This is a genomic window from Bradyrhizobium sp. Kon56 (assembly GCF_055807635.1).
In genome coordinates this window covers 100,614-123,043 of sequence record NZ_JBVVOU010000011.1, presented here as the reverse complement: position 1 = coordinate 123,043, position 22,430 = coordinate 100,614, and the positions used below count along the sequence as shown (strand labels likewise).

General features: G+C 65.2%; 21 protein-coding genes. 10 read left to right on the top strand and 11 right to left on the bottom strand.

Translation table 11 applies throughout. The annotated features are described in order from the left end of the window. Positions 1 to 39: 39 nt before the first annotated feature. The gene (locus AC0L3B_RS19525; RefSeq protein ID WP_473380915.1) at positions 40 to 2,115 is read left to right on the top strand and encodes a methyl-accepting chemotaxis protein; all 2,076 of its coding nucleotides are present in this window, start codon (positions 40 to 42) and stop codon (positions 2,113 to 2,115) included. A gap of 19 nt (positions 2,116 to 2,134) precedes the next feature. On the opposite strand, the gene AC0L3B_RS19520 is transcribed toward AC0L3B_RS19525, so the two are convergent. The 3 genes from AC0L3B_RS19520 to AC0L3B_RS19510 all read right to left on the bottom strand — a co-directional run bounded on the left by AC0L3B_RS19520 (position 2,135) and on the right by AC0L3B_RS19510 (position 5,726). Further along, a complete protein-coding gene (locus AC0L3B_RS19520; protein ID WP_473380943.1) occupies positions 2,135 to 4,117 on the bottom strand; it encodes a carbohydrate porin in 1,983 nt (660 codons plus the stop codon). Positions 4,118 to 4,516: 399 nt separating this feature from the next. Then, positions 4,517 to 4,780 (bottom strand): hypothetical protein, encoded by a 264-nt coding sequence (locus AC0L3B_RS19515; RefSeq protein WP_007597808.1) that lies wholly within the window; start codon positions 4,778 to 4,780, stop codon positions 4,517 to 4,519. Between the two features lie 139 nt (positions 4,781 to 4,919). Continuing rightward, positions 4,920 to 5,726: a creatininase family protein gene (locus AC0L3B_RS19510; protein ID WP_473380914.1), complete on the bottom strand. Its 807-nt coding sequence runs from the start codon at positions 5,724 to 5,726 to the stop codon at positions 4,920 to 4,922. 138 nt (positions 5,727 to 5,864) lie between these two features. Between AC0L3B_RS19510 and AC0L3B_RS19505 the strand changes: the two genes are divergently transcribed. Genes AC0L3B_RS19505 through AC0L3B_RS19485 form a run of 5 tightly spaced genes read left to right on the top strand, consistent with a single transcriptional unit; the run spans position 5,865 to position 10,218 of the window. Next, complete coding sequence (locus tag AC0L3B_RS19505) at positions 5,865 to 6,887, top strand: ABC transporter substrate-binding protein (RefSeq protein WP_026233942.1); 1,023 nt, start codon at positions 5,865 to 5,867, stop codon at positions 6,885 to 6,887. A 10-nt stretch (positions 6,888 to 6,897) separates the two neighbouring features. After that, positions 6,898 to 7,728, top strand: a complete 831-nt coding sequence (locus AC0L3B_RS19500; protein ID WP_473380913.1) for an ABC transporter ATP-binding protein — start codon at positions 6,898 to 6,900, stop codon at positions 7,726 to 7,728. Next, entirely contained in the window at positions 7,725 to 8,543 is an 819-nt protein-coding gene (locus tag AC0L3B_RS19495) for an ABC transporter permease (RefSeq protein ID WP_018460086.1), read from the top strand. Before AC0L3B_RS19500 ends, AC0L3B_RS19495 begins: the two co-directional genes overlap by 4 nt. Further along, positions 8,543 to 9,532: a 2-hydroxyacid dehydrogenase gene (locus AC0L3B_RS19490; RefSeq protein WP_247368732.1), complete on the top strand. Its 990-nt coding sequence runs from the start codon at positions 8,543 to 8,545 to the stop codon at positions 9,530 to 9,532. The genes AC0L3B_RS19495 and AC0L3B_RS19490 overlap by 1 nt, the downstream gene beginning before the upstream one ends. Continuing rightward, entirely contained in the window at positions 9,532 to 10,218 is a 687-nt protein-coding gene (locus tag AC0L3B_RS19485; protein WP_377791541.1) for an AprI/Inh family metalloprotease inhibitor, read from the top strand. The genes AC0L3B_RS19490 and AC0L3B_RS19485 overlap by 1 nt, the downstream gene beginning before the upstream one ends. 65 nt (positions 10,219 to 10,283) lie before the next feature. Here AC0L3B_RS19485 and AC0L3B_RS19480 read toward each other — a convergent pair whose 3' ends face one another. Beyond that, a complete protein-coding gene (locus AC0L3B_RS19480; RefSeq protein WP_247474492.1) occupies positions 10,284 to 11,678 on the bottom strand; it encodes a peptidoglycan-binding protein in 1,395 nt (464 codons plus the stop codon). Between the two features lie 253 nt (positions 11,679 to 11,931). Between AC0L3B_RS19480 and AC0L3B_RS19475 the strand changes: the two genes are divergently transcribed. Both AC0L3B_RS19475 and AC0L3B_RS19470 read left to right on the top strand, forming a co-directional pair. Further along, complete coding sequence (locus tag AC0L3B_RS19475; protein WP_018460081.1) at positions 11,932 to 12,306, top strand: hypothetical protein; 375 nt, start codon at positions 11,932 to 11,934, stop codon at positions 12,304 to 12,306. A 163-nt stretch (positions 12,307 to 12,469) separates the two neighbouring features. Next, the gene (locus AC0L3B_RS19470) at positions 12,470 to 12,790 is read left to right on the top strand and encodes a glycine zipper domain-containing protein (protein ID WP_026233940.1); all 321 of its coding nucleotides are present in this window, start codon (positions 12,470 to 12,472) and stop codon (positions 12,788 to 12,790) included. Here the strand turns inward: AC0L3B_RS19470 and radC are convergent. From radC to AC0L3B_RS19455, 3 genes are all read right to left on the bottom strand, one after another. Further along, positions 12,787 to 13,500 carry a RadC family protein gene (gene radC, locus AC0L3B_RS19465; RefSeq protein ID WP_377791538.1) on the bottom strand — a complete coding sequence of 238 codons (714 nt, stop codon included), beginning with the start codon at positions 13,498 to 13,500 and terminating at the stop codon, positions 12,787 to 12,789. The genes AC0L3B_RS19470 and radC overlap by 4 nt on opposite strands. 101 nt (positions 13,501 to 13,601) lie before the next feature. Further along, positions 13,602 to 14,420 carry a type I methionyl aminopeptidase gene (map, locus tag AC0L3B_RS19460; RefSeq protein ID WP_018460078.1) on the bottom strand — a complete coding sequence of 273 codons (819 nt, stop codon included), beginning with the start codon at positions 14,418 to 14,420 and terminating at the stop codon, positions 13,602 to 13,604. Between the two features lie 121 nt (positions 14,421 to 14,541). Continuing rightward, positions 14,542 to 15,858, bottom strand: a complete 1,317-nt coding sequence (locus AC0L3B_RS19455) for a mechanosensitive ion channel family protein (RefSeq protein ID WP_026233939.1) — start codon at positions 15,856 to 15,858, stop codon at positions 14,542 to 14,544. Positions 15,859 to 16,069: 211 nt separating this feature from the next. Here AC0L3B_RS19455 and AC0L3B_RS19450 point away from each other — a divergent pair, with 211 nt between their 5' ends. Next, a complete protein-coding gene (locus AC0L3B_RS19450; protein ID WP_018460076.1) occupies positions 16,070 to 17,863 on the top strand; it encodes a potassium/proton antiporter in 1,794 nt (597 codons plus the stop codon). 337 nt (positions 17,864 to 18,200) lie between these two features. After that, a complete protein-coding gene (locus tag AC0L3B_RS19445; RefSeq protein WP_085352012.1) occupies positions 18,201 to 18,461 on the top strand; it encodes a PepSY domain-containing protein in 261 nt (86 codons plus the stop codon). Positions 18,462 to 18,719: 258 nt separating this feature from the next. Here AC0L3B_RS19445 and modC read toward each other — a convergent pair whose 3' ends face one another. The 4 genes from modC to mepA all read right to left on the bottom strand — a co-directional run bounded on the left by modC (position 18,720) and on the right by mepA (position 22,056). After that, positions 18,720 to 19,382: a molybdenum ABC transporter ATP-binding protein gene (gene modC, locus AC0L3B_RS19440; protein WP_085352011.1), complete on the bottom strand. Its 663-nt coding sequence runs from the start codon at positions 19,380 to 19,382 to the stop codon at positions 18,720 to 18,722. Between the two features lie 2 nt (positions 19,383 to 19,384). Then, positions 19,385 to 20,080, bottom strand: coding sequence for a molybdate ABC transporter permease subunit (gene modB / locus AC0L3B_RS19435; RefSeq protein ID WP_354064030.1), 696 nt, complete (start codon positions 20,078 to 20,080; stop codon positions 19,385 to 19,387). 28 nt (positions 20,081 to 20,108) lie between these two features. Next, positions 20,109 to 20,891, bottom strand: a complete 783-nt coding sequence (modA, locus tag AC0L3B_RS19430) for a molybdate ABC transporter substrate-binding protein (RefSeq protein WP_085352009.1) — start codon at positions 20,889 to 20,891, stop codon at positions 20,109 to 20,111. Between the two features lie 220 nt (positions 20,892 to 21,111). After that, on the bottom strand, positions 21,112 to 22,056 hold the full coding sequence (gene mepA / locus AC0L3B_RS19425; protein WP_473380912.1) for a penicillin-insensitive murein endopeptidase: 945 nt from the start codon (positions 22,054 to 22,056) through the stop codon (positions 21,112 to 21,114). Positions 22,057 to 22,430: the final 374 nt, after the last annotated feature.

Sequence of the window (22,430 nt, the reverse complement as noted above, 5' to 3'; positions counted from 1 at the left end):
AGGTTCTCGGCATTTGCAGGAATGTATTCGGGGATCAGAATGCGGATCGGGAAGCTCTTTGCGCTGTCGATGCTGACGGTGACGGTGTTTGCAGTCATCCTTGGCGCCGAGGTGCTGATACCCCAGGCGCGCATCTTCACGAACCGCTCCGATGCGATCAAGACGGTCGAGGCCTTCGGTGCGACCCTGATGGTCAGTCAGCACGTTGCCGGCCTTCGTGCTCCCTACATTTCCCCGATCTTCCAGGAGAATTCTGCGACGCAGGTCCAGATCGAAGCCGCCGCAAAGGCGGCGAAAGCGGTCGATGGCGCGTTCGAGGGGGCAAGGCGCGCCATCATGGTGCTGGATGATTCCGGAGCGATGATCGAAAACCTGGACCGTACTGCGCGGCGGCTCAAGGATATCATCACGGCGGCAGATCGCGCGATGAGCGTGCCCCTGGCGACGCGCGACGGCGCTGTAATCAAGGGCTTCCTTCCAGGCGTTGCCGAGGTCATCGGCAATATCGAGCCGATCATGAACCGGCTTGAAGCCAAGGTCATCAATGCCGATTCCTCGCTTGCGGCGCTGTTGAGCCTGGCGCGAACGGCGCAGGATCTGCGCGTCTCGGCCGGCAGCCGCGCCGCCACGCTGTCGCCGGCGCTGAGCGCTCGCCGACCGCTCACGGCGGCCGAATTGTCGCTGATGGATCGGATGCAGGGACGTGTCGAGGCCGACCGCGAGCGCATCGAGGCCGGCATCGACCAGCTCGGAAGCCCGCCCCGGATCGCCACCGCGCTGAAGGCGGCGACGGATTCCTATTTCGGGAAAGCAGCCGCTGCCGTGGATAAGGAGATGCCCGCGGCACGTGGCGACGGCAAGTACGGCATCAATGCCGAAGAGCTGGCCAACATCATCGTCCCCGCCATCCAGATGTTCTACGGCGTCCGCGATGCCGCGCTGGCGGAAGCTGCCGAGCGCGCCTCGGCCGCGCGCGACGGCGCGCTGGCGATGCTCGCGCTCGCGGGCGTGGCGGTGCTGGCGCTGCTGGGGACACTCGGTGGCGTGACGATGATGTTGCGCAGGCGCGTGGTGACGCCGCTCAGCCGGCTCGCGGACGTGATCGCAACTCTTGCCGCCGGGCAGCACGAGGTCGAGATTCCCGTGACCGGCCGCAATGACGAGATCAGCCAGGTGGCGGGCTCGCTCCAGCACTTCAAGGATTCGCTCTCCGCCAAGAAGGCCGCCGATGAGGCCGCCGCGGTGGAAGCCGAGGCGAAGCTCCGGCGCAGCCAGCGCATGGACCAGATCGCACGCGATTTCGAAGCGTTGATCGGCGACGTCATCAACACCGTGTCGTCGGCATCGTCGGAGCTGGAAGTGTCGGCGGGAACGCTGACGAGCACCGCCGATCAATCGGAAAAGGTCACCGCGACCGTTGCGGCCGCCTCCGAGCAGGCCTCCAGCAACGTGCAGACCGTCGCCGCGGCCGCGGAGGAAATGGCGTCCTCGGTCGACGAGATCAGCCGGCAGGTCCAGGACTCCGCGCGGGTGGCCGGCGAAGCGGTGCAGCAGGCTGCGCGGACCAACGACTATGTCGGCGAACTCGCCAAGGCGGCCGGCCGGATCGGCGACGTGGTCGAGCTCATCAGCCAGATCGCGGGCCAGACCAATCTTCTGGCGCTCAATGCAACGATCGAGGCGGCGCGCGCCGGCGAGGCCGGGCGCGGCTTCGCCGTGGTCGCCTCCGAGGTCAAGGCGCTCGCCGAGCAGACCGCCAAGGCCACCGGCGAGATCAGCCAGCAGATCACGGGAATCCAGAGCGCGACGCAGGATTCCGTCGGCGCCATCAAGTCGATCGGCGACACCATCACCCGCATGTCCGAGATCGCATCGGCGATCGCCTCCGCGGTCGAGCAGCAAGGCGCGGCGACGCGGGAGATTTCCCGCAACGTGCAGCAGGCGGCATGCGGCACCCAACAGGTCTCCGCCAGCATCGTCGACGTGCAGCGCGGCGCGAGCCAGACCGGATCGGCCTCCTCCACCGTGCTCGCGTCAGCGAAGTCGCTGTCCGGCGAGAGCGGCCGCCTCAAGGTCGAGGTCGGGAAGTTCCTGGACGCGATCCGGGCTGCGTAAGTCACGTAGCCGGAAGCGCTCAGAACTCGCCGTGTAGCCGCCCGGAAAATACCGACACCGGGCCGCGATCGGCGTTGTAGGCGGGGTTGACGATCAGCTGGTAGTCGGCGGTGAGGGTGAGACTCTTGTTCAGCGCGTAGGCGTAATAGGTTTCGAGGATGCGCTCGCGGCGGTAGTTGAGCGCGCCGTCGCCGATGAGAACACCGAGGCCGCCGGCGGCCAGGAAGTCGCGATAATCCTGCGAGATGGCATTGATGGCGCCGCCGACGCCGATCACGTCATCCGGCCGGCCCCATTTCGTGCCCTTGATCGACAATCCCGCCGACAGGCTGCGGTGAATGTCGGTGAAGGCCAGCGTCTCGGTCTTGCCGTCGTTCCAGCTCCAGCGGCTGAACAGACCGACATCGTCGGTGATCGCCTGCTCGAGGTTGAGCACGTAGCCATACTTCAGACGGCCGCGTCGGGTCTGCGCGATGTCAAGGTTGAGCGCGGGATTGTCCAGCGTCTCGCGGAAGCTGCCCATGTTGGCGCTGTCGAGCCAGCCTATGGTCCTGAGCTTGCCGGGTTGGCCAAGCAGGGAGAAGCGCGTTTCGAGCTCGAGCACGTACTGGCCGCGCTCGCCGACCCTGGTGTCGAAATGATTCGAATTGGACTCGGCGACCATCAGGAAGTAGCCGCCGCGCAACGCCCACTGCTTCTGATTCAGCTCGGCGGTGACGCCGTAGGTGAGGCCGACCTTGTCGGCGGAATAGTCGAAGGCGCCTGGCGCCCACAGCGACCAGTTCATGAAGTCCTTGCGGGTGTCCTTGGCGTAGGCGTTGCCGTCGAACACGTCGATCACCGGGAATTTGCCGGCCTGCACCGTGAGCCTGGATACGTCGACCTTCTGTCCGAGCTGCAACTGGCCGCTCGCGAGCTCTTCCTGCTCGCCGCCAAAGCCGAATGTCTGGCGCACGAACAGGCGCGATGTGTTGTAGTGCGGATAGGGGAAGTTCGACTTCTGCGCCTCGCCGTTGGGGAAACCGGCCGCGCCGACCGTGTCGTTCAATCCAAATCCCTGCAGCAGTTCGGGATTGTAGTAGACCTCGCCGCCGTCCCACAGCTTTGCGTTCAGGAACAGGCTGTTGCTCCAGGTCGCCTTGGCCTGCCTTGATGGCGAGAGCGAATTCGGCCCGGTGTAGAGGGCGGGGAACGACGGGTAGCCTTGCGGCAGATAAGTGCTCTGGCCGTGGATCTCCCAGCGATCCGATTCGGTGTCGATTAGCGAGCCGATCCCCAAGCTCTTGGGATTGTAGCCCGGCATGCCCGGCCAATCGACCTTGCGGTTGAGGCCGAGCCGGATCGTTTGGAAGTCGAGCGACGACGAATTGTATTGGGCACCTGTGGAGAAGGCGACATTGGCGCCGTCGAAGCGGCTATAGAGATATTCGAGCCGTGCGCTCCAATGCGGCGCAAAGCCGTATTCGATGCCGGCACCCGCGATCCAGCCGGGCCGCGTGTTCAGGATTTTCGGGACTGCTTCGCCTGCGGCCGGCGTGTCGAAATAGCGCTCGCCCATCCATGCAAAGCCGCCGGTGGCGTAGACCAGCCAGGGACCGCTGGTGTAGCCGACGCGGCCGCGCAGGCTCGCAGTGTAGTCCCATTGCTGCGTGACGGTGTTGGCGGGTGTCGCCAGGAAGGATACGATCGAGTTGGAAGTGATGTAGTTCGGAAACGAAAAATCGCCTTCGACGCCGAGGAGCCAGCCGGAATTGAGCCGGTAATTGTAGCCGGCCTGCACGCCGCCGATCATGCCGCTGAAGACGCCGCTGTCGCTAATGCCTGTGCCGTCGTTCAGCGCGAAGCGCGACGAGCCGAGGCTGTAGCCGGCATGCGCACCGATGTAGAGGCCGGTCCAGTCATAGACGGCCTTCAGCGCCGGTGCCTTCAGCGGCAGATCAGCCGCGCGGCTCGCGGCCGGAAAAGCCAATACACCCGAGGCAATCGCCGCGGCCGTTCGCAAATACCTGTAACGGTGACCCCTCAACGTCAAAACGCACGCCCCCAAACGCGAATGTGTCCACTCGCCGCAACCGACATCCCTGCAGATTCGCGGCGGCCCTGTCATCAGCTCTCGGTCGCCCGCCGTCGACCGAGATGATCTCGATTCGACGCGATTTCTTCCCAAGTCCCTCTGCCCATTACGGACCTTATTGCGATTAATTCGCAATAGCAACTAGTGCGGATTGTCGCAGGAGATGGTTCGCACCGCGATGTGACGGGACTGCAACAAATTCCAAGGTCCAAAACGGTTGACCCCGCCCGGGGGGACATCCGGGCGGGGTCGGGGGCACGACACGGGGTGGATGAGGCGCCCGTGTCGGACGCGGGATCCACGTGAGATCGGCCTCAGGGACTCAAATCAGAAGCAGGTACGCACGCGGCCGACGTACTGGCCAAAGGCGTTGTACTGGGCGGCCCAGCCGCAGCGGTGATAGCCGTTGTAATAGGGATCGTTGCTGGCGGCGATCGCGGAGCCGACGACGGCAGCAGTGGCGATGCCCAGGCCGACACCGACGCCCCAGCCGAGCGGCTTGGCTTGCGCCTGCGAGGTGGTGGCCACGACGCTGCCGGTCAGGGTGAGCGCGGTGAGGGCAACTGCGAAAATCTTGGTCTTGATCGACATGTGAAACTCCATCCGGGTTGAGGCGGTCCCTTGTGGCCCGCGTACCGAGTTGGACGGAGGCTCCGCGCGTCCGGTTCGAACTCGGCAAAGGCGGAGCTCGAGTCTGGCTCTTTCCTGAATGATTCCAGAAGGATGAGCGCTAGCCGAGCGGGCCTTTTGCGAGCCTGTTCACGTCGAAGTTATCAACTTCGGCAAGCAGCTCGCAAAAATCGCGGGCGCCCTGGTCGATCAGCTGCTCGCCCTTCGCGGCCACGGCCAGCGTCGCGTTGCCGACGGCGCCGCTTGGGTTGAGATCCTGCGCCTGCCAGGCGAACGGTGCGGGTCGCTGCGTCGACAGCCAGCGATATTGCTGCTCCATCGCGATGCTGCTCGCGGGAAAATCCGCGATCGCATCCATACGCACGCGATCAGGATGGCGCGCCAGCATGATCGAGGTCTCGACCGCGCCGCCGTGAATGCCGTGGCGCACTTCGTCGGCCGGGAACAGCTTGTCCGCGCCCGACAGCCGCGACCACGACGTCGTCACCACGAACAGTTTCCGATGCGCGCGAAGATCCTGCGCGACCAGCATCATGGCCGCGCTGTTGCCGCCATGGCTGGTGACGATGACGAGCTTCTTCACTCCGCGGCGCGCGACGTCCTCGCCAATCGCGGTCCATTTTTTCAACGCGATGTCAGTCGGCAGCGTCTGCGTGCCCGGATAGTCGATATGCTCGGTGGAAATCCCGATCGGTTCAACGGGCAGGAAAGTGGCCGGAGCGCGCTCGGACAGGAGCTCGCGCACGCGCGCGAGATAGGCGTCCGCGATCAGCACGTCGGTCTCGAGCGGCAGATGCGGGCCGTGCTGCTCGGTCGCGGCCAGCGGCAGCACCGCGATCCAGCGCGAAACCTCCGCGAGGCTGGCATCGGCCCAGCGAATCTCGGTCCAATCGCGGGAAGGCGTCATCAAGGTTTCTTTGCCCGAATTTGTCGCGTAATTTAGGTTATCAGGGGACGCGGGCCAGGCCGGCTCGCGTCCCCGAATGTCTTGCGGTTTTATCGCGTTGCTTGGACATCGGCTAGAAGCGATCGACGGAGTCCCATCATGAGCCCCTCTCATCTGCGGCGAGCCTTAACGGCGGGCCTGATGGCCGCTTTCGTCTCGGTCGTCCCGGCCCGCGCCGAAACCCTGGACAAGGTCATGTTCGGCACCAATTGGGTCGCCGAGGCCGAGCATGGCGGCTTTTTCCAGGCCGTCGCCGATGGCACTTACAAGAAATACGGGCTGGACGTCACCATCGTGCCCGGCGGGCCCAACGAGAACAACCGGATGCTGCTGATCGCCGGCAAGATCGATTTCTTCATGGCCGCGAACACGCTGATGTCGTTCGACGCAGTCGCCAACAACGTCCCGGTCGTCACGATCGCTGCGGTCTTCCAGAAGGATCCGCAGGTGATGCTGACGCAGCCTGATGCCAAGGTCGCCAAGATCGAGGACCTCAAGCCGCTGACGCTGTTCGTCTCCAAGGAGGGCATGACCAGCTATTTCCAGTGGCTGAAGTCCGAATACGGCTTCAGCGAGAAGAACGTTCGCCCCTACAATTTCAATCCGCAGCCCTTCATCGCCAATCCCAAGAGCGCGATGCAGGGTTACGTCACCTCGGAGCCCTTCGCGGTCGAGAAGGCCGCGGGCTTCAAGCCCAACGTGTTGCTGCTCGCCGATTACGGCTTCAACACCTATTCGACCCTGATCGAGAGCCGCCGCGACGTCGTCGAGAAGAAGCCCGACCTGGTGCAGCGCTTCGTCGATGCCTCCATGGTCGGCTGGTACAATTACATCTACCGCGACAATTCAGCGGGCAACGCCATGATCAAGAAGCTTAATCCGGAGATGACGGACGAGCTGCTCGCCTATTCCGTCGCCAAGATGAAGGAATACGGCATCGTCGATTCCGGCGATTCGCTGAAGAACGGCATCGGCGCGATGAGCGACGAGCGCTACACCTCCTTCTTCAACAAGATGGTGAAGGCGGGCGTGGTGAAGGCGGACCTCGATTTCCGCAAATCCTATACGCTGCGCTTCGTCAACAAGGGCGTCGGCGCCGAGCTGCGCCCGAGCAAGCCGTAGCGCAGGGCCGATGTCATCAGTCCAAACGTCGGCGGGGGTCGAGACCGGCCTGACGGCTCTGGCTGTCAGCCTGCGCGGCGTGACGAAGGCCTATGACAACGGCCTGATGGCGCTCGGCCCGCTCGATCTTGCGGTGCGCAAGGGCGAGTTCATCTCGCTGCTGGGGCCGTCAGGTTGCGGCAAGTCGACGGCGCTGCGGCTGATCGCCGAACTCAGCGCGCCGTCGTCAGGAATCGTCCGGCTGGCGCGTCGTGAGGGCACACCGCAGCCAGGTCATGTTCACCCAGATCATGGCATCGGCTTCGTGTTTCAGGAACCGACCCTGATGCCCTGGACCAGCGTGCGCGAGAATGTGCGGTTGCCGCTGAAGCTCGCAGGCGTTCCGAAGGCGGAATCGCGCGCGCGCGCCGATGAGGCGCTGGCCAGCGTCGGGCTTGCCGATTTTGCCGACGCCTTTCCGCGCGAGCTCTCCGGCGGCATGAAGATGCGGGTATCGCTGGCGCGCGCGCTCGTCACAGACCCTGATATCCTCCTGATGGATGAGCCGTTCGCGGCGCTCGACGAAATCACGCGCTTCCGCCTCAACGACGATTTGCTCGCGCTGTGGCGCAGGCTCGGCAAGACCGTCATCTTCGTCACGCATTCGGTGTTCGAATCCGTCTATCTGTCGCAGCGCGTGGTGGTCATGACCGCGCGGCCGGGCCGCATCCAGGCCGACTTCCGCATCGAGACGGTCGAGCCGCGTGGCGAGGAGTTTCGCACTTCAGTCGCCTATTCCGATTATTGCCGGAAAGTGTCGGCGGCGCTGGCGCCGTCCTATGCAGGGCAGTCGACGCTATGAACGCGCAAGCTTCCGTCACTGCGAAGCCGTCCGGCGCGCAACGCGCGGTGCGCTTCGCGCTACCGGTCATCGTGTTCGCGGCGGGACTGCTCGCCTGGGAGCTCGTGGTCCGGATCAAGGACATCCCGCCTTACGTGCTGCCGGCGCCCTCGGTCATATTCGCGACACTGATCAAGGATTGGGCGGTGCTGTCGCAATCGCTTGCCGCGACGCTGCTGACCACGCTTGAAGGTTTTGTCGCGGCCAGCGTCGGCGGCATCGCGCTGGCGCTGCTGTTCAACCAGTCCAAATGGGTGGAAGCATCGCTATTCCCCTATGCCGTGGTGCTTCAGGTCACGCCGGTCATCGCGATCGCGCCGCTGCTGCTGATCTATCTGGAGCAGCAGACCGCGGTCGTGGTCTGCGCCTTCATCGTCGCCTTCTTCCCGGTGCTGTCCAATACCACGCTCGGGCTCAATTCGGTCGATCGCAACCTCGCGGGCCTGTTCCAGCTCTATGGCGCCTCGCCACAGCAGACCCTGCGCTATCTCAAGCTGCCGGCGGCGCTGCCTTATATTCTCGGCGGCCTGCGCATTGCCGGCGGCCTGTCGCTGATCGGCGCGGTCGTGGCCGAGATCGCGGCGGGAACGGCCGGCGCCGGCTCCGGGCTCGCCTACAGGATCGCAGAATCCGGCTACCGCTTGAACATACCCCGCATGTTCGCAGCGCTGCTGCTGTTGTCGCTGGCCGGGATTGTCATCTATGGGGTGCTGGCGCTAGTTTCCCACCTCGTCTTACGGCGCTGGCACGAGAGCGCGCTTGGAAAGGACAACTGATGACCACCGGTTCGATTTCGTCCGAAAAGATCGACCTTCTGATTTATGGGCCGGTCCGGCCGATCCTCGAGAACGGGTTTTCCGATCATTTCGTCGTGCACAAGGCGGAGACGCGGGGCGATCTCGAGCGGCTGACGCCGGCGATCCGCGAAAAGATCCGCGGCGTGGCGGTGACCTATCACACCGTGCGCGCCGACCGGGATTCGCTGTCGCAATTGCCCAAGATCGAGATGGTGGCGAGCTTCGGCGTCGGCTACGACCACGTCGACGCCAAATACGCCGCCGAGCACAACATCATCGTCACCAACACGCCCGACGTGCTGACCGAGGAGGTCGCCGACGTCGCGATGGGGCTTCTGATCTCCACGGTGCGCGAGTTCATCAAGGCCGATCGTTATGTGCGCTCCGGTCTCTGGCAGACCCAGAACTATCCGCTCAGCGTCGGCTCGCTGCGCGACCGCAAGGTCGGCATCGTCGGCATGGGCCGGATCGGACAGGCGATCGCGCGCCGGCTCGATGCCTCGCTGGTGCCGGTGGTCTATCACACCCGCAACCCGTCCAAGGACGTCTCCTACAAGCACTACCCCGACCTGATCGAGATGGCGAAGGCGGTGGACACGCTGATGGTGATCGTGCCCGGTGGCGCTGCTACCGAAAAGATGATCAATGCCGAGGTGCTGAAGGCGCTCGGCCCGCGCGGGGTGCTGGTCAACGTTGCGCGCGGCTCGGTGATCGACGAACCGGCGCTGGTCCAGGCGCTCAAGTCCGGCACCATCCTCGCCGCCGGCCTCGACGTGTTCGCGGCCGAGCCGAACGTGCCGGACGAGCTCAAGGCCATGCAGAACGTGGTGCTGCTGCCGCATATCGGCTCGGCCTCGGTGGTGACGCGCAACGCGATGGATCAGCTCGTGGTCGACAATCTCAAGTCCTGGTTCTCAGGCAAGGCGCCGTTGACGCCGGTGGCGGAAACGCCGTTTAGGGGGCGCTGATGAGAGGTCTTCGGGTCCTGGCATCTGCGGCATGCGTTGCCGCGATCGGCATCGCGCAGGCGCAGGATACGACGACCCTGAAGAAGGAGATGCCCGGGCAGTGGGAGCTCTCGACCACCGAGCGCAGCAAGACCTGCGTCGTCACGCTCAAGGCCGACGCCGCGGCGCAAGGCTTCAAGCTCGAGCTGGAGCCGGCCTGCAAGGCCGCGCTGCCTTTCACCAAGGACATCGTCGCCTGGAGCGTCAGGGGTCTCGACATCGTCCGCCTGCAGGATTCGAGCGGTGAGGCCGTGATCGACTTCACCGAGGTCGAGGCCGGCATCTTCGAGGGCCTGCGGCAAGGCGAGGGCGTCTATATTCTGCAAGACCTCGCCGCCGCCCGCTCGATGGCGAAGTCGATGGACCAGATGATCGGCGACTGGTCGATCGTGCGCGGCAACGGCCAGCCTGTCTGCGGGCTGACGCTGACCAACACGGAAGCCGGCCCGGACAATTTCCAGGTCTTCCTCAAGCCGAAATGCGATGCAGCCATCGCGCAGTTCAACCCGACGCAATGGCGGCTCGAGCGCGGCCAGATCATCCTGCTGTCGAAGGCCGGCGAGGCCTGGCAGTTCGAGGCCGACGACAACGCGCAATGGCGGCGCGTCCCCGATACCGCCGATCCCCTGATCATGCTGCGGCAGTAGCGCCGCGAAACGCAATCGTCCTGAGGGCCCCGCCATAGGCGGGCGTCTCGAAGGATGGTGGCAGGCTACGTCGTCGGCTTGGGCGGCGGCGCTGTGCCTTGGGCCCACTTCTCCATCTTGCCGAGCACGCCCCAGGCTGTGAGCGCCAGCGAGATCGGCATCGCGAACTGGCCGAGGCCCGGCACCGCCGACACGAGCGTCCCGAGCAACCCGGCAAGGCCTCCCGCATTGGGGCTCGCCGTCACCGACGACAGCAGCGCCGTGATCAGCGAGCCGCCGATGCCGAGCGCAGTCTTCTTGCCGTCGAGCATCTTGCCGATGGTCTCGCCGAGCGCGCCATTGACCTGGCCGAGGACGGGCTTGCCGTCCCGGTTGAGCAAGGTGCCGAGCAGGTCGACGACCTGCTTCAACTGGTCGACGGGAGCGGGGCTGGTTGGGGTGAGGGTGACTGGTCCTGGCATGGGGGCTGACTTGTTGACGAGGGAAAAGAGCCGTTCGAACAGGCTGATCGGATCATTGGTGGCGGGCAGCGTATTGCCCGATGTCGTCGTTGCCGGCGTCAAACCGCCGACCGGCGGCCGCAGCAATTGCGCGAGGTCCTCCAGCCGCTTCATGATCCGGGAGACATCGCCGGTCGGTCCGGTGGGGCCCGACTGCGCCGCGCGCGTGAGGGCGCCGACGGTGGCGCCGTCGAGAAGTCCGGTATCTCTCAGGCCGTTCTGCTGCTGAAACTGCGAGACCGCGGCCCTGGTCTTCGGCCCGCTGATGCCGTCCTCCGCGAGCGGCGGATTGGCGCCGAGCTTGTTGAGCGCCTGCTGCATGAGAACGATCGTCGACGCCGCGTCGTCCTCCGGCTCGGCGCGGCTTGCGAATTGCGGGCTGCCGTCGAGGGTGATCGAGGAATCCAGCGACATCATCGCATGCAGGATCACCGCGGTGCCGAGCTGGGAATCGACGTGGTTCGAATCGAACACATGATCGCGGACGAATTTTCCGGCCCTTGCCTCGGGCGGGCCATACAGCGTCGAACCGCCATAGAGATAGGGCGAGTTGCAGCCCTTGGCGTGATAGCCGAAGCCGTTGAACGCTTCGAGCCGGAACAGAATCCGCGCGATCCCCCAGTCGTGAGCGCCGACAAAATTCTCGATTCTGAAGGCGTCCACGGCGCCGTCCACGAACGTGGCAAACGGACCGCGTCCTTTCGGAACGAGCGTCGTCGCGCGATGGAGCGTTTCCCCGTTGCCGAGATAGGTGTCGAAATCGAAATTGGATTCGCGGTAGTGGCAGAGGGCAGCGAAATACCAGGGCACGCCGGTCAACCGCTCGATCTGCTGATAGGTCGCCTTGCCGTTGATGGCTTTGCGCGCGATCGCGTTCGCGTCGGAGAGGCGCGAAGGCCGGATCTCGAGATTGGCCCAATTACGCTCGTATTCGCTTTTCAGACTCTCGAATGAAATCATTTTCCGCTCCCGCAATGAATGAGTTTTCGCAACTGCGCGTCAGTCGAAATGAACCAGGTGCCGTGATCAGGGCGTGAGGCCAGCGTGATCTCCTGCAAGTCTGGCAGGCCGCCGGGGCGCCGCGTGTGAAGTGGGTTACAACCTCGCCGGGAAAATGAGCGGCAGGACCGGGATCAGGGCGGCGGTCCGCAACGGAACCGGCAGGGCCGCTGCCCCGTTAGCGACGCGAGGCAGTCTGGCCAGGGAGTCCAACATGACCACGCGCGTCCTCGCGATCGGCATCGAACCCGGCAACGCGGACTACAGCGCATTCCCGCAGCTCACGCCGGAGCTCGTGCGCAACTATATCGATGCGCAGCTGCTGCGCCTGCGCGATCTCGGTTACGAGGTCACGAGTTGCCTGATCGATCTCGATGCCGCGGCGGAAGCCGCCGTCACGGTAGCGTTGCGCGAGGAGAATTTCGACTGCATCGTGATCGGCGCGGGGCTGCGCGAGCCTCGGGAGCGTCTGCTGCTGTTCGAGAAGGTGCTCAACCTCGTCCACCGCCTGGCGCCCGACGCCGCGATCTGCTTCAACACCACGCCAGCCGACACCGCCGAGGCCGTGCAGCGCTGGGTCGATGCATGAGATGAAGCGGCCGGCCCGTGCTGCGCATGCGCCATGGTCTGAGCCGCCTTCGATCCGAGCCTCCGACGCCATAGCGTGACGCGCCGGGTCCCGAAATGGTGATTTTTCTGGTCCGAATCCGGCTGCGGCGCTATGACTCGTCTGACCACAGGGGAGGGCGAGCATGCTTCGAGGTCTTCGCATTGGAAGTTTCGCTATCGCGGCATGTCTGGCGGTCGTGATCGCGATGCCGGCTCATGAGGCGGCGGCGCAGGACGCCATTGGCGGTGCCATCCTCGGTGGCGTCGGTGGAGCGATCGTGGGTGGCGCCATCGGCGGAGGCCGCGGCGCCGCCATCGGCGCCGTTGTCGGTGCCGGCACGGGCGCTGCGATCGCCTCCGAGGGCGAACGCCGCCGCTCCGGCTATTACGCCTATCAGCGCGGCTGCTACGCGCAGCGCCGGGACGGCTCCTATGTCCCGGTCGATCCGCGATATTGCTACTAGATCAGCCGCATCCCGCGCAAACTCGCATGCCCGCTCTTGCCGACGATGATGTGGTCGTGCACGGCGATGCCGAGCGGCTTTGCGATGTCGATGATCGCCTTGGTCATCTGGATGTCGGCCTGCGAGGGCGAGGGATCGCCTGAGGGGTGGTTGTGCACCAGGATCAGCGCGGTCGCGGACAATTCCAGCGCGCGCTTGATCACCTCGCGCGGATAGACCGGGGTGTGATCGACGGTGCCGGTCTGCTGCACCTCGTCGGCGATCAGCTGGTTGCGCTTGTCGAGGAACAGCAGGCGAAACTGCTCCTTGTCGGCGAATGCCATGCTGGTGCGGCAATAGTCGATCACCTCGTTCCAGGACGACAGCGCGTTGCGGCTGTTGACCCCGCCCTTGGCGACGCGATGCGCCGCCGCCGCGAGCAGCTTGAGCTGGTGGATCGCGGACTCGCCGACACCGTCCACCTCGCGCAGGCGCGCCACCGGCGCGTGCACGACCTCGGCGAACGAGCCAAAAATTTTGATCAGCGACTTCGCCAGCGGCTTGGTGTCACGCCGCGGCAGCGCCGGAAACAGCGCCATCTCCAGCAGCTCGTAGTCGCTGAGCGCGTCCGCACCCGCGCTGTAGAAGCGCTCGCGCAGCCGTTCGCGATGGCCGAGATAGTGCGGCGCTTCTTCGGGCTTGCTCTTGCCGTGGTCGGGCTTGGCGGGCATCGGCCGCCAGCATTGCCGCGGGCAATCGTTTTTGCAACCGTCAATTGCGGCGGCAAATCCGCTTCACGCCAGCCGGCGAATGCGAACGTCAGCCGCCGGGATCACCCGATCTGCTTCTCGCCGTGCCGCTCCGACAGCGTGAAGATCTCGACACCTGTCGCGGTGACGCCGACGGAGTGCTCGAACTGCGCCGATAGCGAGCGGTCGCGGGTCACGGCGGTCCAGCCGTCGGAGAGGATCTTCACATGCGGCTTGCCGAGATTGATCATCGGCTCGATTGTGAAGAACATGCCGGGCTTGAGCTGCACGCCCTCGCCGGGCCGGCCGATATGGATGATGTTCGGCTCGTCGTGGAACATGCGCCCGAGGCCATGGCCGCAGAAATCGCGCACCACGCTCATGGCTTGCGGCTCGACGAAACTCTGGATGGCGTGGCCGATGTCGCCGGTGGTGGCGCCGGGCTTCACCGCGGCGATGCCGCGCATCATGGCCTCATAGGTCACCTCGATCAGCCGCTCCGCCTTGCGTGCGATCGGGCCGACTGCATACATCCGGCTGGAATCACCGTACCAGCCGTCGACGATGAAGGTGACGTCGATGTTGACGATGTCGCCCTCTTTCAGCGGACGGTCGCCGGGCATGCCGTGGCAGACCACGTGGTTGAGCGAGGTGCAGGTTGAATAGCGGTAGCCGCGATACATCAGCGTCGCCGGATAGGCATTGTTGCTGAACGCGAAGTCGCGGACGAACTGGTCGATGCGGTCGGTCGGAACGCCGGGCCCGACGATGTCGGTGAGCTCGTCGAGGCACTTCGCCACCAGCGCTCCCGCCTTGCGCATGCCGGCAAAGGCGCTTGGTCCATGCAGCTTGATCTGCCCGGTCTTGCGGAGCGAGGTATCGGTAGCTTCGACGTAGCTCATGCGGGCGCAATCTTCTGGGGTGGGCTCGATATCGGCGGAAAGGCTTGATTTCGCGCCCAATTTAATGATTGCGCGCCTTCATGCAAGTCAGGCCTGCCCTGCCTTGCGCCTGAAAGCGGGCCTAATTCGGGACTTCCATGATGGTTTCCACCGGCAGGGCGCCGCCGCGGACGCGGATTTCGCGGACCGGGTAGGGAACCCGGATGCCTTCGCGCTTGAAGGCGTCCCACAGCGCCAGCATCACGTCGCTCTTGACGTTGTCCATGCCGTCGGGGTCGGCAATCCAGAAGGTCAGCGAGAACTTCATCCCGGCTTCGGCGAATTCGGTCAGGATGGAATTCGGCGGCTTGCCCTTCTGCGCGCGCGGGTGAGCGGCCGCGGTCTCGGCGGCGAGCTTGCAGACCAGCCGCGGGTCGGCGTCGTAATTGGTGCCGAAGGCGATCTTCACCAGCGTGTTCTTGTCGGTGTAGGTCCAGTTGACGACCTTCTGCGTCACCAGATCCTCGTTCGGCACCAGGAATTCGCGGCCATCGCCGGCGGCGACGGAAATATAGCGCGTCTTCATCGCGCTGATCCGCCCGGTGTTGTCGCCGATGGTGACGAGATCGCCGGGCTTCACCGATTTGTCGGCGAGCAGGATGATCCCCGAGATGAAATTGGCGACGATCTTCTGCAGGCCGATACCGATGCCAACGCCGACCGCGCCGGAGAACACCGCGAGCGCCGAGAGATCGATGCCGACCGTGCCGAGCGCGATCACGATCGCGACCGCAAGCAGGCCGATGCGGATGATCTTGACCAGCAGCACCTGCACCGATGGCGTCAGATCTGTGGTCGAGTTGATCCGGCTCTCGGCGAAATTGCTGGCGATGTTGGTGAGCCAGAGCGCGATGAGCAGCAGCGCACCCGCCTTGATCACGAGCAACGGCGTCAGCCGCAGGCCGCCGAGCACGATGGCGAAAGAGTCGAGCAGGTCGACCGTCGCATCGAGCTGGCCGAGGATCGAGAGCGCCGCGACGAACCAGGCCGTGATCGACACCAGCTTGACGATGAAGGCGTTGCGCAGCACCGAGGTCAAGAGCCGGATCGCGAGCCAGGCCAGCCCCAGCTTGGCGGCGACCATCAGGAGATAGCTGCGGCTCGGCCAGGTCGCGTGGTACATGACCACGCGGGAGACGATCACGAGCAGGGTGAAAACCGCCGTCGAGGCGCTGGAGACCATCACCCGGACGAAGTGCCGGAGCGGCAGCGGCCAGCGCATCGCCAGCGAGGTCATGTCGACGCGGCTGCGAACGGCGGCTTCCGCGGCATAGGCGATGCCGGCCGCGGCCAGAATGAGCCCGAATTGCAGGTAGAACCAGGGCGAGGAGATTTCCGCCCCGACGCTGCGCGCGGTGGTCTGCACGAACTCCATGAAGTCTTTGAGGTCCATGTCTATCGGTCTCGTCGGGGAGCGGGCGGGAGGCGTTGATTCGAGCGCGCCGGAGAATCCCACAAAGGGCGCGGCCGGACCACCGATACACCGCCAAGTGAAGTGCGTTAAGGCCGCAAAATGCGGGCAGATTGCCGCGAGCGGGAGAAAATGGGTTGGCGTGGGAGTCCGCCGACGATAAGGATGCAATTCCAGCGATTTCGTACCCGGAAGGTGGATGGCTTCCCTCGACAGTGTCAGCCTCGCCATATTGCTCGGTGCCGTCCTGGTGTTGGCCGGGATCCTGTCAAGCCTGCTTGCGCTGCGCTTCGGCGCGCCCCTTCTGCTCGTCTTCCTCGCGATCGGCATGCTCGCGGGCGATTCCGGTCCCGGACAGCTGCAGTTCGACGACGTCCGAACCACCTATCTGGTCGGCTCGGTCGCGCTCGCCCTGATTCTGTTCGACGGCGGCTTGCGGACCCGCTTTGCCAGCATCCGCACCGTGCTCGCGCCTTCCATGGTGCTCGCGACCGTCGGCGTGCTGCTGACCTCGCTGATCACGGCGCCGTTCGCGAAATATGCGCTCGACCTCAACTGGACGGAGTCGTTGCTGGTCGGCGCCGTGGTGGCCTCGACTGACGCGGCCGCAGTGTTCCTGCTGGTGCATACCCAGGGCCTGCGCCTGCGCCCGCGCGTCGGAGCGACGCTGGAGGTGGAATCCGGCACCAACGATCCCTTCGCGATCTTCCTGACCCTGATGCTGGTCGAGTACATCTCGCTGGGAACAGGCACGGCCGCGCATGTGCTGATGGAGTTCGCCCAGGAGGCCGTGCTGGGCGCCGTCGTCGGGGTGATCGGCGGGCGTCTGGTCGTCATCGCGCTCAATAAGGTCGCGCTGCCGCAGGGCCTCCATGCGCCGTTTGTCACCACCGCCGCGCTCGTCATCTTCGGCGGCTCGCAGATCATGCATGCCTCAGGCTTCCTCGCGGTCTATCTCGCCGGGATCATCATCGGCAACCGCCCGACCCGCGCGCATAATTCGGTGGTGGCCTTCCTGGACGCCGCGACCTGGCTGGCGCAGATCGTGATGTTCGTCCTGCTCGGCCTGCTGGTCTCGCCGAGCCGGCTCGGCGGCAGCGTGCTGCCGGCGGTCGGGATCGCATTCGTCCTGATGCTGCTGGCGCGGCCGATCGCCGTGTTCGTCTGCCTGGCGCCGTTCCGCTTCAACTGGCGCGAAAAGATCTTCATCGCCTGGACCGGCCTGCGCGGCGCGGTCGCGATCTTCCTGGCCTCGATCCCGATGCTGGTCGGGCTGTCGAAGGCCTATCTCTATTTCGACGTCGCCTTCGTCGTCGTCATCATCTCGCTCCTCCTGCAAGGCTGGACCCTGGGGCCGGCCGCGCGCAAGCTGCACGTGGCGCTGCCGCGCGCCGAACGCGGCCCGCGCCGTGTCGAATTGGACTTGCCCGGCCAGCTCGAGCAGCAGCTCGTCGGCTATCCGGTGCGGTCCAAGAGCCTGTATTTTCGCCGCGGCCTGATCCCGTCCTGGTCGAAGCCGACGCTGGTGATCCGCAAGGAGAACATTTTGACGCCGGCGGAAGCCGAGCCGATCGCGCCCGGCGATTACATCTATCTGCTGGCGCCGCCGGAAAAGGCCGAATCGCTTGACCGCTTCTTCGTCGACATGCAGCCGAGCTCAGCGCCGGACCCGCATCTGCTGGGCGACTTCATGGTCTCCGGCGAGCACACGCTCGCCGAGCTCGCGGAGATCTACGGCGTGGAGGTCGGCGAGGACGAGCGCGGGCACACGCTCGCTGATTATTTCGACGTCCATCTCGACCGCGCGCCGAAAGAGGGCGCGGAGCTCGTGCTGGATCCGATCGTGCTCGTGGCGCGCTCCATCTCCGGTGGCCGAGTCAACGTCGTCGGCCTGCGCCTGCCGGAAGACGAGGAAACGCCCGCGCCGCTGACGCGCAGGCAGGTCCTGCGGCGCAAGCTGGCGGATCTGTGGAGCTCGGTGGCTGGGGTTTAACGCCACATCCGCGTTGGCGGTCATTGATGAAGCGCAAGTCTGCTTCTTCGTCGTCCTGGCCTAGTGCGCAATTGCGCACGGGGGCCAGGATCCATGCCCACCGTCAGCTGTTTTGCGAAGGCTGGTGGTTACGATCTGGCCCACCCACTCTCCTCCCTGGGGTAATGGGTCCTGGCTTTCGCCGGACGGCGGCGGAGAGCGATGGCGACAACGCTGGAATCGCCCCCAAATCGCCGCAACCGCCGAAGATTTGCGCGTCTTCGTGACCGCTGCTCCCGGAACGCTCCGCGATGCCGCTCGTTCTTAGCGGCGTAAACGCATCCGACAGGAGTAATCCATGCGAAAGCTCATCTTGCCGGCCATCGTCGCGATCGGGCTCGGATCGGCCGCGCCCGCGATGGCCTATGACACCGGCGATCAGATCTCGATGCAGGTCGCGCTCGACGTCGCCACCGACATCGGCGTCATGACCGTCTCGCACACCGAGTTCCTCGGCGACGAATGGCAGATCGAAGGCCGTGATCGCGCCGGCCGCTGGATGGAGGTCGATGTGGACGCGCGATCGGGTGAGGTGCGCAACGTCGATCGCGGCTGGTAGTGGCGGGTCTCGGTAGCGGTGTCGGCGAGGATCACTCGGCCGGCACCGCCACCATCCAATGCCGCGCGATCGCCGCTCGCGGTACGATCCATTACCCCGGGGAGTAGTTTTGCGAACACCGGCAGTTACGTTTTCTTCGCTGGTACGCACACCACCTGCCGCTGATAGATCACGCGGTATGGGTCCTGGCTTTCGCCAGGACGACGGCGGAGGGTGGGCCGGCGGCTTGCCTCATCCGTTGCCTGCTCAACGGACCCCTCACGTCAGCACCTTCACCCCGCCGAACGACGTCACGCGGCCCTGCTTCAGCATCACGATCTGCGTCGCGAGCTGGCGCAGCTCGGCGACGTCGTGGCTGACATAGACCATGGGGACGTTGGCCTCATCGCGCAGCCGCACCAGATAGGGCAGGATCTCCAGCTTGCGGCCCTCGTCGAGCGCGCCGAGCGGCTCGTCGAGCAGCAGCAGGCGCGGCCGCGACAGCAGCGCGCGACCGAGCGCGACGCGCTGGCGCTCGCCGCCGGAGAGCTTTCCGGGGCGGCGACCCTGCAGCGCGCCGATGTCGAGCAGCTCGATGACGCGCTTGTGCTGCGCCGGATCGGGCGCGAGGCGGTTCATCCGCCTGCCATAGTCGAGATTTTGCGCGACGTTGAGATGCGGAAACAGCCGCGCATCCTGGAACACATAGCCGATGCGGCGGCGCCAGGTCGGCACATGAATGCCGGCCGCGCTGTCGTCGACCGTCTCGCCGTCGATCACGATGGTGCCGCGGTCGGGCCGCAGCAGCCCCGCGATCATGTTGACCAGCGAGGTCTTGCCGGCGCCCGACGCTCCGAACAGTCCGATGACGCGGCCTTCGCTCGCGAAGGACGCGGACAGCGAGAACTCGCCGAGCTGCTTTTCGATGTCGACGCGCAGCATGGTCAATTCCCGTGCAGGCGCGCGGTGGCGCGGCGGGCGAACCATTCGGCCGCGATCAGCGCGCCGAGCGCCAGCACGATCGAGACGATCACGAGCCGTCCCGCGGCGGCGTCGCCGTCCGGGGTCTGGATCAGCGAATAGATCGCGGACGAAATCGTCTGGGTCTCTCCGGGAATGTTGGAGACGAAGGTGATGGTCGCGCCGAACTCGCCGATCGCCTTGGCAAAGCCAAGCACCATGCCGGCGAGCACGCCGGGCAGCGCCAAGGGCAGCGTCACCGTGAAGAACACTTTGAAAGGAGTGGCGCCGAGGGTCTCGGCGGCCTGCTCGAGCCGGCGGTCGATCGCCTCGATCGACAACCGCATCGGGCGCACCAGCAGCGGAAACGCCATCAGGCCGCAGGCAAGCGCGGCACCGGTCCAGCGGAAGGCGAATACGATGCCGAGATGGTCCGCCAGGAAAGCGCCGACGAGTCCGCGGCGGCCGAAAGTGAGCAGCAGCAGATAACCCGTGACGACCGGCGGCAGCACCAGCGGCAGATGCACCAGCGCATCGAGCACCGACTTGCCCCAGAAATCACGCCGCGCGAGCAGCCATGCCAGCGCAATGCCGAACGGCGTTGCCACCAGCGTCGCGATCACGGCAACCCTGAGCGAGAGCAGGATCGCCGTCCATTCGGCGGGAGAGATGTCGAGCATCAAAATCGCGGAAGCTAGGTGGCAGAGGTTAAGTTGTCGGGCTGATCAGGAACTTGAAACCGTATTTTTCGAGAATGGTCTTGGCGGCGGTCGAGCGCAGGAAGGCGAGATAGTCGCTTGTGTCGCCCTTTGCCGTCGCGGTCGCAGCGACGGGATAGATGATCGGCGGATGCGAATCCGCCGGGAAGGTGCCGACGATCTTCACGCCGGGCTCGACCTTGGCATCGGTGGAATAGACGATGCCGAGGTTGGCCTCGCCACGCGCGACCAGCGTCAGCGCGGCACGCACGCTCTCGGCCATCGCGAATTTCGGCTCCGCCGCCTGCCAGGCGCCCAGGCTCGTCAGCGCCGCCTTGGCATATTTCCCAACCGGCACGGACTTGACGTCGCCGGTCGCGATCCTGCCGTCGCCGGCGAGTTTTGCGAGGTCGAACCCCTGCCCGATGGGGACGTTGTCGAGCCTGGAATCCTTCGGCGCAATCAGCACGATGCTGTTGCCGAGCAGATTGACCCGGGTCGGCTCGTTGATAGTCTTCTTGGAGATCGCGTAATCCATCCAGTCGGTGTCGGCGGAGACGAACACATCGGCCGGCGCGCCCTGCTCGATCTGCCTGGCGAGCACGGAGCTTGCGGCATAGCTGACGCTGAACTTGACGCCGGTCCTGGCGGTGTAGGCCGCGTCGACCTCATCGAGCGCGTTCTTCATCGAGGCTGCCGCGAACACGGTGATGGTCTTGTCCTCGGCGGCGACAGGCGAAAGGCTCGCGACCAGAACGAACAAGGCCGAAAAAATCACGGAAAGGCGGAACATCGGAAGCGCTCCATGCGCGCGCTCAGGGCACGCAAGGCGGCGCGCGCAAGACGGCGTTGGTTGAATGAGGCTGCGACCGGCGGAAGCGCTGTTCCGGCAAGCCCGACGGACTTACGGTCCGGCAAGCGATCGCTGGGTCATCATAACAGGGTGGCGGAACAGGTCAAAGGCGACGGTTCGCATAGCGCCAACCAGGAATTCGTCATCCTGGCGGAGAGTTTTACGGCTTCGCATTGCCCGCGTGCAGCACGGCCTTGCACGCCGCCGGCATCTGCGCCAGCGTCATCGGCGGTTTCGGCTTCGGCGGCTCCGGCGGGGGTTTGGGGTGCAGCACGCCGTCGCTGAACCAATAGGCGAGATCGGAGGGCTTGCAGCCTTCGTCCTCGGATTGCGACGGCTGGCCCTCGCAGTCGCTCGCGCCCGCCGGGCAGTGCATGCGGATGTGGAAGTGATAGTCGTGGCCCCACCACGGCCGGATCTTCGACAGCCAGGAACGGTCGCCCTTGGCCTCGCGGCACAGCGCCTTCTTGATCGCGGCATTGACGAAGATGCGCTGCACCGCCGGCTCCTGCGCCGCGTCGCGCAGCACCAGCACATGGCCCGGCGTGAACACCTTCGGATCGATGTCGAGCCGGTCCGGGCGCACCATCATCACCGCCGACATGTCCTCGCGCTCCTCGCGCGATAAGCGATGGTCAGGCATCGGCGTCAGCCAGATGTCGGCATCGAGGCCGATCTGGTGGCTGGCATGGCCGGACAGCGCCGGCCCGCCGCGCGGCTGGGCGATGTCGCCGACCAGGATGCCCGGCCATCCCGCGTCCTTGTGCGCTCTTGCCGCAAGCCGCTTGATCAGCGCGATCATCGCGGGGTGACCATAGCTGCGGTTGCGCGACAGCCGCATCACCTGCCAATTGTCGCCGTTGAGCGGCATCTGCTCGGCGCCGCCGATGCAGCCCTTCACATAGGAGCCGATGACGTGCGCCGGTCCCTTCGACGGCAGCAGCTTTCGCGCGAACAGCTCCTTGGCGCCGATAGTGGGATCGTTCGGATTGGCGAGCGGCGGCAGCGGCTTTGGGTTGACGCTGCCCTTGTCCTGGGCCAGCGCGTCGCCGGCGGCCAGGAGCGTCATGACGAGCAGGAGAGGGGCGAGGTGGCGGGGACTCATGTTGACATTCTTATAGCCCAACACCGCGCCAGGGTTAAGAAACAGTCCTTCCGCTGAAATTTCGTTCAAAAGTCGCAGTTCCGCGGCGTCGGCCGGCCGTTTTTAACGACGCGATAACCCTCTCATGCATTGATCAAAATTCGTGCGCGGCACGCGTGCTCACTCCCTTCTGCATGCAATCGCGCGCGATCCTGGAAATGATTCAAGGCGGCGCGCAATTTTGCGCCATCTCGTTCTCCGATGACGACAATGCGATGCGCTTGGAGCGCCCATCGGCACGGCCGCGCCTTGCAAACGGGCAATGAGGGCTGTTTTGTCGAGACTGCCAGACCGTGCGTCCCATCGCCATGCCACCCAGGATTACCTTTTTTTCA

What these genes read in the sequence shown, in the direction of transcription:
- AC0L3B_RS19490 (WP_247368732.1), top strand. Translation starts at nt 8,543, where the DNA reads ATGACCACCGGTTCGATTTCGTCCGAAAAGATCGACCTTCTGATTTAT.
- AC0L3B_RS19470 (WP_026233940.1), top strand. Translation starts at nt 12,470, where the DNA reads ATGCTTCGAGGTCTTCGCATTGGAAGTTTCGCTATCGCGGCATGTCTG.
- modA (WP_085352009.1), bottom strand. Translation starts at nt 20,891, where the DNA reads ATGTTCCGCCTTTCCGTGATTTTTTCGGCCTTGTTCGTTCTGGTCGCG.
- AC0L3B_RS19450 (WP_018460076.1), top strand. Translation starts at nt 16,070, where the DNA reads ATGGCTTCCCTCGACAGTGTCAGCCTCGCCATATTGCTCGGTGCCGTC.
- modC (WP_085352011.1), bottom strand. Translation starts at nt 19,382, where the DNA reads ATGCTGCGCGTCGACATCGAAAAGCAGCTCGGCGAGTTCTCGCTGTCC.
- mepA (WP_473380912.1), bottom strand. Translation starts at nt 22,056, where the DNA reads ATGAGTCCCCGCCACCTCGCCCCTCTCCTGCTCGTCATGACGCTCCTG.
- radC (WP_377791538.1), bottom strand. Translation starts at nt 13,500, where the DNA reads ATGCCCGCCAAGCCCGACCACGGCAAGAGCAAGCCCGAAGAAGCGCCG.
- AC0L3B_RS19475 (WP_018460081.1), top strand. Translation starts at nt 11,932, where the DNA reads ATGACCACGCGCGTCCTCGCGATCGGCATCGAACCCGGCAACGCGGAC.
- AC0L3B_RS19525 (WP_473380915.1), top strand. Translation starts at nt 40, where the DNA reads ATGCGGATCGGGAAGCTCTTTGCGCTGTCGATGCTGACGGTGACGGTG.
- AC0L3B_RS19485 (WP_377791541.1), top strand. Translation starts at nt 9,532, where the DNA reads ATGAGAGGTCTTCGGGTCCTGGCATCTGCGGCATGCGTTGCCGCGATC.
- AC0L3B_RS19510 (WP_473380914.1), bottom strand. Translation starts at nt 5,726, where the DNA reads ATGACGCCTTCCCGCGATTGGACCGAGATTCGCTGGGCCGATGCCAGC.
- modB (WP_354064030.1), bottom strand. Translation starts at nt 20,080, where the DNA reads ATGCTCGACATCTCTCCCGCCGAATGGACGGCGATCCTGCTCTCGCTC.
- AC0L3B_RS19495 (WP_018460086.1), top strand. Translation starts at nt 7,725, where the DNA reads ATGAACGCGCAAGCTTCCGTCACTGCGAAGCCGTCCGGCGCGCAACGC.
- AC0L3B_RS19500 (WP_473380913.1), top strand. Translation starts at nt 6,898, where the DNA reads ATGTCATCAGTCCAAACGTCGGCGGGGGTCGAGACCGGCCTGACGGCT.
- map (WP_018460078.1), bottom strand. Translation starts at nt 14,420, where the DNA reads ATGAGCTACGTCGAAGCTACCGATACCTCGCTCCGCAAGACCGGGCAG.
- AC0L3B_RS19445 (WP_085352012.1), top strand. Translation starts at nt 18,201, where the DNA reads ATGCGAAAGCTCATCTTGCCGGCCATCGTCGCGATCGGGCTCGGATCG.
- AC0L3B_RS19505 (WP_026233942.1), top strand. Translation starts at nt 5,865, where the DNA reads ATGAGCCCCTCTCATCTGCGGCGAGCCTTAACGGCGGGCCTGATGGCC.
- AC0L3B_RS19515 (WP_007597808.1), bottom strand. Translation starts at nt 4,780, where the DNA reads ATGTCGATCAAGACCAAGATTTTCGCAGTTGCCCTCACCGCGCTCACC.
- AC0L3B_RS19480 (WP_247474492.1), bottom strand. Translation starts at nt 11,678, where the DNA reads ATGATTTCATTCGAGAGTCTGAAAAGCGAATACGAGCGTAATTGGGCC.